This window comes from Aliifodinibius sp. S!AR15-10 (assembly GCF_031569985.1).
GTDB lineage: Bacteria > Bacteroidota > Rhodothermia > Balneolales > Balneolaceae > JAMQKA01.
In genome coordinates, this window is the sequence record NZ_JAMQKA010000069.1 from 19,101 (window position 1) to 28,504 (window position 9,404).

Sequence of the window (9,404 nt, forward strand, 5' to 3'; positions counted from 1 at the left end):
GGATCACGGATTGAATTAAGTGGCGATATCGAGCATTCAGTCTTCGGCTGGTCAGTATCAGTTTTGAGGAGGTATACTTTCAACCGATGGCTAACAACTAATAACAGATAACCAGTTAACTAACAACCAACTTGTCCTGCTGCTCAACCATGCGTTCCAGATAGTGGGCTACGGGGGAATGGGTTGTTTCCGGGACCGCCTCCTGCAGTATTTGATAGGATTTTTCCCTGAATTCATCAGCGCGATCCCGTTTCTCTTCGGTAATACAAAGACTGGATTCGATCATGCTGGCGATCGCTTTCCCAATAGGATTATCGGTTTTCTCTGCAAGCTGGGATACGGCATCTCCACATTCACGCGCACGATCAAGTTGGCCGGTATGAAGGTAGTAGTAGGCCATCCATGGATAAAGTTCCAGGGCGCAGGCGCCACATGCTCCCGTTTCATCCAGCAATGCTTCGCTTTCTTCTATCATTTTACCGGTCTGTTTGGTATCACCAGCCTCAATCCGGTTCCAGATACCGACCCCGTAAAGCCGCTGCAGGCAGTGATCCTTTACAGCGGCCTGGTTCGCATAAGTAAGCCCGTCCTGAATGGCCTGCCATCCGAGTTCGCAGGCTCCCATCAGCGTATGAAGCACGCTTTTACGGGCCAGCGAATAGGCCATCCCGGCAGGCGATCCCACCTGTTCGTGCAGCTCGAGACTCGCGGCCAGCTCTTCGACAGCCCGGTGCCGTTGCCCTCTCCACAGGTGCATGGTGCCCAGCGCGTAGTGACAGACAGCGACACAGCGCAGATCCCCCATTTCCGAAGCCTGCTCGGCTATCTGTTCCATGAAAGAACGTGCACGCTGCAGCGGCTGGTCACCCGATACATGATACTCCCACAGGCAGAGATGGGCGTCCGTGGCGACTACAATTTCCGGTGACCAGCCGTGGTACTGCCGGTCCATTTCGTACTTGAGCCCTTCTTCCCAGCGGCCGAGTGGCAGGCAGGTCATCGCAAGGATTTCACGCGCCTGCGAGGCCTCGACCTTTGCATCCACTTTTTCAGCCAGTTGGAGTGCTTGTTTTGCAACGTCGTATGCCTCTTCGAGCTGGTTTAAATGCCACAGGTGGAGTGCTTTTGTTATCAAAACACGAGCCTTGGCACGAGCGTCATCCCCGACAAGATCAAAAGCCTTCTCCAGATATTTCTCCGAGCGATCGATCTCGGTACGAAATATGGCAACCACGGCCATCTTTCGATACAGTTCTACCAGGTCCGTGTTGTCTGGATCAATTTTTTCAGCAATTGATATCGCTTCTTCATAGGCGTCATAGCTCATCTCAAGTTTTCCACAGGCTCGATAGACATCGCCTATCCGTTCCAAAATTTCTCTCTTCAGCCTATTGGCCTTCTCGATTTCAAGGTTGTCGAGCACTTCACACGCCTCCCGGTATCGCTGCAGGGCGTCTTCATGGGCATAGGCACTTTCAGCTCTTTCTCCTGACTTAATCAAAAATTGTGCTCCTTTGAGCATATCACCGGCTCCCAGGTAATGCCATGCTATCTGCTCAACCGGTGGTTCTTTAGCGTCTGTCGATATCTTCAATAGTCGGTCGGCCACCTGTCTGTGAAGGGTTTTACGTCGGGCCTGAGAAATGGACGAGTAAATAGCCTCCTGGACAAGAGCGTGACGAAAGGAATAATCAAGCCCCTTCTCTTCAAGCAGGCGTTCCCTGACAACTTCTTCAAGAGCAGTAAAAAGTTCCTGGTTTGCACCTTGATGGTCACCACTCCATACATACGCCAGAAGCTCATAGGGAACCTGGCGGCCGATCACTGCAGCGATATACAAGAGATGATGGGCTGGGGGAGAAAGTTTATCAAGTTTTCGGTCGACCAATTTATGCAAGGAGGAAGGAATGTTTTTTGAAGCCGGAGACTCTGGTATCTTCTCGGAACGCTCGTTCTCCCGCGGGAAACCTGTATTTCCTTTTTCCCTGTAATGCTGCAGCAGTTCAAGCGCATATAAGGGATTCCCTTCGGAAAGCTGATAAATTTGCGCTGCTGTATCCGCCCCGATGATGTCATCTTCGGCATACTGTTGAAGCAGGCCTATATGTTCCTCATAGGTGAGCGGAGCGAGTTCGATCATATCCACCGAAGGCTCTTCTATATTTCTAATAAACTCTGGTTCCGGCTCTCCTTCTTCTTTTCTTAATGTGGTGACAATCAGGATAGGTAACCGCTCCAGATGTCGGATCAAGTAGGAAAATAGTTCCCGGCTACCCTGGTCTGCCGCATGGAGGTCTTCAAGTATTACAACGCAATACTCCTCCTGACTAAGCTTTGCGAAAAGACGTTGCACCCGGGCAAAAAGGTGTCCTTTGGCTGCCAGCTTATCGGCATGAGGTGCCGGGGTGCCCTCACCGGCAAAGGTCGGAACAAGACGCCCGATCTCTACCGGAAGCTCTTCTTCAAGTTCAGGGTGCCTGTAAAGAATATCGTCGAACAGCTCAATAAATGGGCCATAAGCCACATTCCCGGATGCTTCGCCACTGCGTCCCAAAAAGAAAGGGATATCCTTACGTCGGGCACGCAGGATGAGTTCCCGGATTAGGCGTGTTTTGCCGATTCCGGCTTCGCCACTTATTATAAGTCCGCACCCGCGCCCACTCGAAAGTTCATCAAGCAATTGCTCAATGGTATTGCATTCTTCAACACGTCCAATAATTGGCGGAATAGAATCTGGAAATGAGGTTAACCGCGCATGCTGTTTTTTTTCTACTTTAAGCTGACCTTCCCTGATATCATCAAGAAGTTCAATAGTCTCTTTAGAAGGATACATACCCAGCTCTTTGCCCAGCCTCTCTCTGCAAACTTCATATTGGTGAAAGGCGCGGGTTTCCTGACCCTTTTTTGCAAACACGCGCATCAAACCTCGATGCGCTGTTTCAAGGGTGGGTTCTTTCTCAAGCGCCAACCTCAGCATTTCAGCCGCTTCCGACAGTTTTCCCCGCTTCTCATACTGACCGGCCAGGGCTGTAAGTACATCAAGATATAACTGCCGATAATGCTCACGGGGCAGCGATGCCCATTCGGCATAGCGATCCATGGGCAAAAATTCACCGCTATATATAGAAGCAGCTTGTTCCAGTTCAGATAAATCCCTCTCTTTGATACCTGTTCGTGCTGCTTGTTCAAAGAATCGTCCATCGGTTACAACACCTCCGGGCGGGTCGATTCTTAGGAAATCATCCGTAATTTTGATCCAGTCATCGGCATCATCGTTATACTTGGTAAAAGCTTTTCTTATATGATGTAATGCCTTGTAGAGCTGTGCGTTTGCCGCATTTTGATCAAGATCCGGCCATAACAGATCGGTGACATGGTCCCGGACCATCTGAAAATTGCGTTGGTGAGCAATCAGCTTAAGCAAAGTCCGCGCTTTGCGGCCTTTAATCTCGGTTTCACTGAGTACTTGTCCATCGATAAAAACCTCAAAACGGCCGAACAGATGCATTTCGAGGCTTGCGGACGATAATGTCTTTGACGATTCCATAGCCCCAACTTAGTTGAGTCCCTATCCCATTTAAAATATAATAACAAAATAATGGGTAGTGTTCAGAATCGTTCTTAACTGATGTTAGAAATGACCTGAGATGACGGTAGGTTTAGGCAGTGGAGAGTGATTGTTCTGGAAATGGTTATTGTTATCAACAAACACTCGATTTCTCTACATTACAGGGAACCAGTTTTTTGGATGTCAACTTCCCACAATTTGACCAGCCTATGGGAGTAGGTCAAAGTCAAATAAACCGACTGAAGATCGATTGTATTTTCTTGTTTGAGTGGCTTAAGAGGGAAATATTCAAGAAATTGTCCAATTTATGTATCCCATAGCAGATTCATCATACTCAATCCGTATTTATCCAAATGGCTTTTGCAACCAATCAGGAGTAGAAGTAGTATCTAACGGAGATTTTTTAGAATAGCCACTTACCTCTCCCCTCGTCTTGAATTGAATGAATTGCTTAGAGGATTGTAAAGAGCCTTTCGGAAAGAGTTCGCCTTGATAAGGGGTCCAAGTCACGATCTTCGTTTACCTCTGGATCTGGCATACCCTTTTTGAAACAAAAGTTAGCCTACATAAAGGACAACGTGCCGTCACCCCTGAACAAAATATTAATGAGCCAATTAATCCATTCGACATTATAATGGTTCACCACCAATTAGGGTCATTTTGGGCCGTAACAAGTACGATATGGCAGCAAACAGGAAAGTACATAAAATCAACCTAAGTCGTTGCACAGCAAGTGCTTAACGCATTTGTCCGAGTGGCGGAATTGGTAGACGCGAGGGACTTTCAGTCCTAACCCGAATCCCCGCATTTTCAGTGTGTGGAGCATTCAGTTAGTTATTCTTAAACCGATTAAATTTATCGGTAAGCCAACATGGATTCCAATCTCCTTAAACCAGATCACAACACATTACCCAACTCATCATATTCCATAAATGGATTATGGGCGATCTCCCAGAGATTTCCTTCGGGGTCGGCAATATACCCGCTGTAACCACCCCAAAACGTCTTTTCCGGAGCTTTCTCTATGGTCACCCCTTTTTCCTTCAGCTCCCTGAAAAGTTTATCAACCTCCGCATCCGACCGAAGATTGTGGGCCAGTGCAAAACTTCGGAATCCCTCTCCTTTCGAATCGACGTCTGCATCTTCAGCCAGGGCTTCACGTCCAAACAGTCCAAATAAAACACCGTTGAGCTTAAAAAAAGTGACCTCATCATTGCTCTCTTCTTCAGCTATCCAGCCGAATTTTTCTTCGTAAAAAGAGCGCATCTTTTGCATGTCTTCCACTCCCAATGTCACCAGTGTTAATCGTTGCTCCATCTTTTGCTACCCTTGTTATTGAAATAGTTTAGAACTCAAAATACTACCCATCTCATTGCAAGTTAAATTTAGTTCTCATTTCCTCCAAAAACAGCACGCTATTAATATAGGTCATATTAATAGAGAAGACGCAAATGACGCGGGGTCCACTAAATTGTCTTTATCCCTACTTCGCGTACTTTTCATCAGGCCCCCTAAGGCTGCAGCGGTCGAACCTGGATATCCGGGTAATGAAAGTTTTTGCGGCATTTCAATATGTGGACAACTGAATCGGCCAGATCTTCCGGCAGTAACTTGTTTTTGTTGGAAGAAGAAAACCCAGTCTCTACTGAACCCGGCGACAGGCAGGTCACTTTCACTCCAAAATCACGCAGTTCCTGGTGGAGCGATCTTGATATACCAACTACTGCATGCTTGGTGGCTGAATAGCAGGTCATTCCGGCGATGCCATTGGTACCTGCCCCGGATGAAATATTGATGATATGGCCCTCTTCCCTCTGTTTCATATTTGGAATCACAAGCCGGCTCGTGTAAAAAATTCCATGAACATTCAGGTCAAAAAGATACTCCCACTTCTCCACCGGCATCTCTTCAACGATACCCTTGTACCCTACTCCGGCATTATTTATGAGGATATGAATATCTTCTCCCAGCAGCTTCGCCGTTTTATCATACGCCTTTTCCACTTCTTGTTGCTTCGTCAGATCCACTTTCACGTGGGTAAACTGCTCATGCGATAATTCCTCCGGCGGCGTTCGGCTCCACCCGGCAACAGAAACGCCCTCATTGAGTAGTGTTTTTGTAATGGCCAGGCCGATGCCTTTGCTTGCCCCGGTTACTATCGCAGTTTTGTCTTCAATATCCATTTTTTCCGGTTTGATTAATCGTAGTTCACTAACATCATCTTGGGTCAAATTTATGCTCAATTGTAGCCCTGTTCAACTTGTTTAACCTCCTCTTCCCGATTCTTTTGCAAGTCGGCCTTGTGGAACGCTTCACTTGCCATCGGCTCAACAATAATACCCGGTATCTGATCAATTTCTACCTGCAGGGATTCGGATGTAAATCCAAGAATATGTCCTCCTGTCTGCTTATCATCTGAAAGGTAATGAAAATGGAATCCCGGTACATTTACCCGGTCCAGATAGCGTGGCAGGTAAAATCCGATCGCCTTGCCGGTGGTATTTTCAATGTTAAATTCTGCCTGGTGCTTTTCTAAATACTCCGCAAGTGGAATATATGGCTTTTCTGCTGCTTGGGGTGCGCGGTAGTAAACAGTCTTGAAATGGCCGGTAAGTCGAGCAGCTAACACCTGGTTTTCAGAAAACTCCGATAGCAGGTGCTCCTGCAATCCCGAATATTCGAGGTCCTCCGTTGAGATAAAAAAAGAGGTATCAGCTTGAAAATAGACGGCCTGGGCAAAGGGTAATTGTTGAGCTTCACTAACTTCCTGGATTGTCCCATCAGACCTGGCCTGGTAGATTCTTCCTCCATCCATAATAAGTTCGCCATCTACCCGGTTGAATGTTCCAATTCCAAAGTCGCCCTTCTTTTGCAGTTCAGCTGTGCTTAAATCACCGTCATATACCCCGGCCAGCAGGGCATCGATAACGGAATATTGATACATGTAATTGCTGTAGGGATGTGGCCCCGAAGGTCTCTGTTCCTGTTCCATCTGTTGATTTTGATTACATCCCAACAACATCACAGTTGTTACGATGACTGAACTCCATCTTGTCAACATAATACTCCTGATTTAATATCTGCTATTCTTAAAGTCCGAAGAATGCATAACTTTCCCCGGCACCCAAAAGTCTGGTCAGGGAACGCTATCACGATAGTTCACATTGAAGATGTTCGAATGAATTAAAATGAACAAATCTAAAACACTATTATGAAAATTGAGATCTGGAGCGATATCTGTTGCCCATTTTGCTATATCGGGAAGCGACATCTTGAACAGGCGATCGATAAGTTTGAGCATAAGGATGAGGTTGAAGTTACATGGCATAGCTTTGAGCTCGATACCGGTGCTGAAATCAACCCGGACCAAAACGTGTATGAAATGTTAGCTGATAAATATGGGCAGTCCCTGGAATGGGCCAGGAAAGCCAATGAAGATCTCAAGGAGAAGGCCGCTGCGGTTGGCATCGATTTTAACCCGGAGGCGATTATTCCTACGAACTCCTTTGATGCTCACCGGCTGATAAAGCTTGCCACCAGGCATGGACTGGCAGATGAAGCCGAGGAGAAACTTTTTGCTGCCTACTTTACGCAAGGTCGACACATTGCCCAACCAGAAACGCTGAAGCAGATTGGCCTGGAAATCGGTCTCGATGCCTCAGACCTGGATGAGTTACTTGCAGGTGATGATTTTGCTGATGCGGTCCGGGCAGACGAAAAAGAGGCGCAAAAAATTGGTATTCGCGGTGTCCCCTTTTTCGTCTTAAACCGGAAGTATGCCGTTTCCGGAGCCCAGCCTGTGCATATGTTCACGGAAGCCCTCGAGAAGGCATATAACGATGAACAGGCCGATGCTGTTGGCCAACAGGCGTAACGCATTTGGTTATTGGTTATTTGTTATCGGAATTTCTCATGCAGCTGACAACTAATAACAACTCTAGCGTGAGGAAATTGCGGGTGCAAGGTATTTTTGGACATCCACCAGCTTCATATCGGTGTGTTGTTCAATAAATTGATTGAAGAAATGTGTGTGCCCTGTCCCGTAAACAATCAAGATGCGGTCTCCCGGTTCGGCAATATCTATTAAGTTTGCAAAAATCCTCATGTTGCGCTTGTAAATGGAAGCCACGGGCTCAATCCCGATGTAGTTCTCACCGGCTCCCACTTCAAGCGTGCGCATTCGGGCTTTCTGGATCCTGTCCAGGAAAGGGTCACTGTTATAAAGCATCAAAATCTCACTGATCGTTTTATGGCGGTGCAACGTCGAATCCATTTGCGAATTTTCCCGTTTCCAATCGTAGAAGTACTCCTTAAAACCGGTCTGATTGTCGCTGGCCCACTCCATGACCGGCCTCATACCCCACGGCTTTTTATAATCAATGGAATATACTTTCTCATGGTCAAGTTGACCCGCCAATCGAAATCCAACCTGCTGCCGTTCATTCACTGTCAACTTGTGGTTACCCTGGCGATAAACGTCATAAAGACTGTCAACTTTGGCTGTATCTTTCCGTTCAAACTCGAGAGCAATTTTTGTGGGTTCGAATTTGGACAGGTTGTCAACCATCGCTTTAATTTCATCCTGCTGTTCGGCGGCATTAATGGCATTGAAATCAGGCGCTCCAGAAAAATGGAAGGTCCCCAATACCATCACTTCAACCGATTCCTGTTGAGAGCCAGATTTTAGGAATGGAAGTGACTGCTGGTCTTGCTGCTGTCCCAATGCAGGCGTTGCCGGAGCCAAGTAAAAAACCAATAAAAGAAAAGGTATTGTATTTCTGATAAATTTTGAGAAAAAGCTGTTGTGCAGATTCATAAGATTGAAAAGAAGTTTTATTCACATTCTCATTCAAGAGTGAATCTGCAAAACACTACGACTATTTTGCTTTCATGTTACATCACAAATCATGTCCCTTTTATTTGCTTAGCGGATATAGGGAACCTGGATGCGAGACGTTGTATAATCCACCCGGCCGGTGACATTGCGACCCGGTGGAGACAAAGTTTTCTATTTCCATGCACCGAGGATCAAGCCCATAACGGTGAAAGCGACTGTCCAGTACCCTCCATTAACAAAAATGTATTTCCATGACTTTTGTTCGTAAAGACTATTGACAGCCAGTGCAAAGAAGACCCAGCCAAATCCGGTTAAAAACCCGTAGAATGCACCCGTCCCGGCAGTAATCATTTCGGCCCCTTCTGGTGAACCGTAAAAGAACATCGCAAGGTTAAATGCCATTATCAGTTCAAAGATAAAGGCAAGTCCAAATATTTTGGCCATATTTCCTTCTTGTATTTTTTCTTCTGTTATTCCCGCAGCACTCATCCAGGCTTTACCGAACAAAGGTCCGTACCAAAGCCAACCGACTACAAATGTTGAAAGTGTTGCCACCAATACTGCCCAAAGATTGATATTCGAAAAGTCCATTGTTTCATCCCGTTTATTAATAGTTTTATGAATTATACTTGCTTTCTCTCCAAATGCATATGTGTATGGTACCAACTTTTGCGAATAAAGCAAGTGGAACTCTATTAAGAGGAGATCTCCCTACCCCCTCAAGAGACCTATTTAGGGAGTTACGAGCCCTCTTTGGTAGGTAATAAGACCACTTTTCTTAGCAGGAGGATCACTTTTCTTAGCAAAGAGCTCTCCTTTTCAAGTTTTGAAGGCACAAATGTTAATAATGAGATCTCCTTTTTAAGGAAAGAGAACTAGTACTTAATTTCAAAAATTATAGTAATTATTAGCTGGGGACATCGTATATTCCCTCCAACCCTCAATTAAACGCTCATGAATGTTGCCCCAACGATAGAACTAACTCCCGACCAGCGTCAG

The 9,404-nt window shown here is 46.2% G+C and carries 7 protein-coding genes; 1 reads left to right on the forward strand and 6 read right to left on the reverse strand.

The window, feature by feature from the left end:
* Positions 1-115 precede the first annotated feature (115 nt).
* From NC796_RS24850 to budA, 4 genes are all read right to left on the reverse strand, one after another.
* Positions 116-3,547: an AAA family ATPase gene (locus NC796_RS24850; protein WP_310688525.1), complete on the reverse strand. Its 3,432-nt coding sequence runs from the start codon at positions 3,545-3,547 to the stop codon at positions 116-118.
* Positions 3,548-4,465: 918 nt separating this feature from the next.
* Complete coding sequence (locus NC796_RS24855; protein ID WP_310688526.1) at positions 4,466-4,885, reverse strand: VOC family protein; 420 nt, start codon at positions 4,883-4,885, stop codon at positions 4,466-4,468.
* A gap of 194 nt (positions 4,886-5,079) precedes the next feature.
* A complete protein-coding gene (locus NC796_RS24860; RefSeq protein WP_310688527.1) occupies positions 5,080-5,751 on the reverse strand; it encodes an SDR family oxidoreductase in 672 nt (223 codons plus the stop codon).
* A gap of 56 nt (positions 5,752-5,807) precedes the next feature.
* Complete coding sequence (budA, locus tag NC796_RS24865) at positions 5,808-6,629, reverse strand: acetolactate decarboxylase (protein ID WP_310688528.1); 822 nt, start codon at positions 6,627-6,629, stop codon at positions 5,808-5,810.
* Positions 6,630-6,779: 150 nt separating this feature from the next.
* Here budA and NC796_RS24870 point away from each other — a divergent pair, with 150 nt between their 5' ends.
* Positions 6,780-7,442, forward strand: coding sequence for a DsbA family oxidoreductase (locus NC796_RS24870; RefSeq protein WP_310688529.1), 663 nt, complete (start codon positions 6,780-6,782; stop codon positions 7,440-7,442).
* 63 nt (positions 7,443-7,505) lie between these two features.
* On the opposite strand, the gene NC796_RS24875 is transcribed toward NC796_RS24870, so the two are convergent.
* Both NC796_RS24875 and NC796_RS24880 read right to left on the reverse strand, forming a co-directional pair.
* Entirely contained in the window at positions 7,506-8,312 is an 807-nt protein-coding gene (locus tag NC796_RS24875; RefSeq protein WP_310688530.1) for a DUF5694 domain-containing protein, read from the reverse strand.
* A gap of 264 nt (positions 8,313-8,576) precedes the next feature.
* The gene (locus NC796_RS24880) at positions 8,577-8,996 is read right to left on the reverse strand and encodes a DUF1761 domain-containing protein (protein WP_310688531.1); all 420 of its coding nucleotides are present in this window, start codon (positions 8,994-8,996) and stop codon (positions 8,577-8,579) included.
* Between the last annotated feature and the right edge of the window lie 408 nt (positions 8,997-9,404).

What these genes read in the sequence shown, in the direction of transcription:
- NC796_RS24850 (WP_310688525.1), bottom strand. Translation starts at nt 3,547, where the DNA reads ATGGAATCGTCAAAGACATTATCGTCCGCAAGCCTCGAAATGCATCTG.
- NC796_RS24855 (WP_310688526.1), bottom strand. Translation starts at nt 4,885, where the DNA reads ATGGAGCAACGATTAACACTGGTGACATTGGGAGTGGAAGACATGCAA.
- NC796_RS24860 (WP_310688527.1), bottom strand. Translation starts at nt 5,751, where the DNA reads ATGGATATTGAAGACAAAACTGCGATAGTAACCGGGGCAAGCAAAGGC.
- budA (WP_310688528.1), bottom strand. Translation starts at nt 6,629, where the DNA reads ATGTTGACAAGATGGAGTTCAGTCATCGTAACAACTGTGATGTTGTTG.
- NC796_RS24870 (WP_310688529.1), top strand. Translation starts at nt 6,780, where the DNA reads ATGAAAATTGAGATCTGGAGCGATATCTGTTGCCCATTTTGCTATATC.
- NC796_RS24880 (WP_310688531.1), bottom strand. Translation starts at nt 8,996, where the DNA reads ATGGACTTTTCGAATATCAATCTTTGGGCAGTATTGGTGGCAACACTT.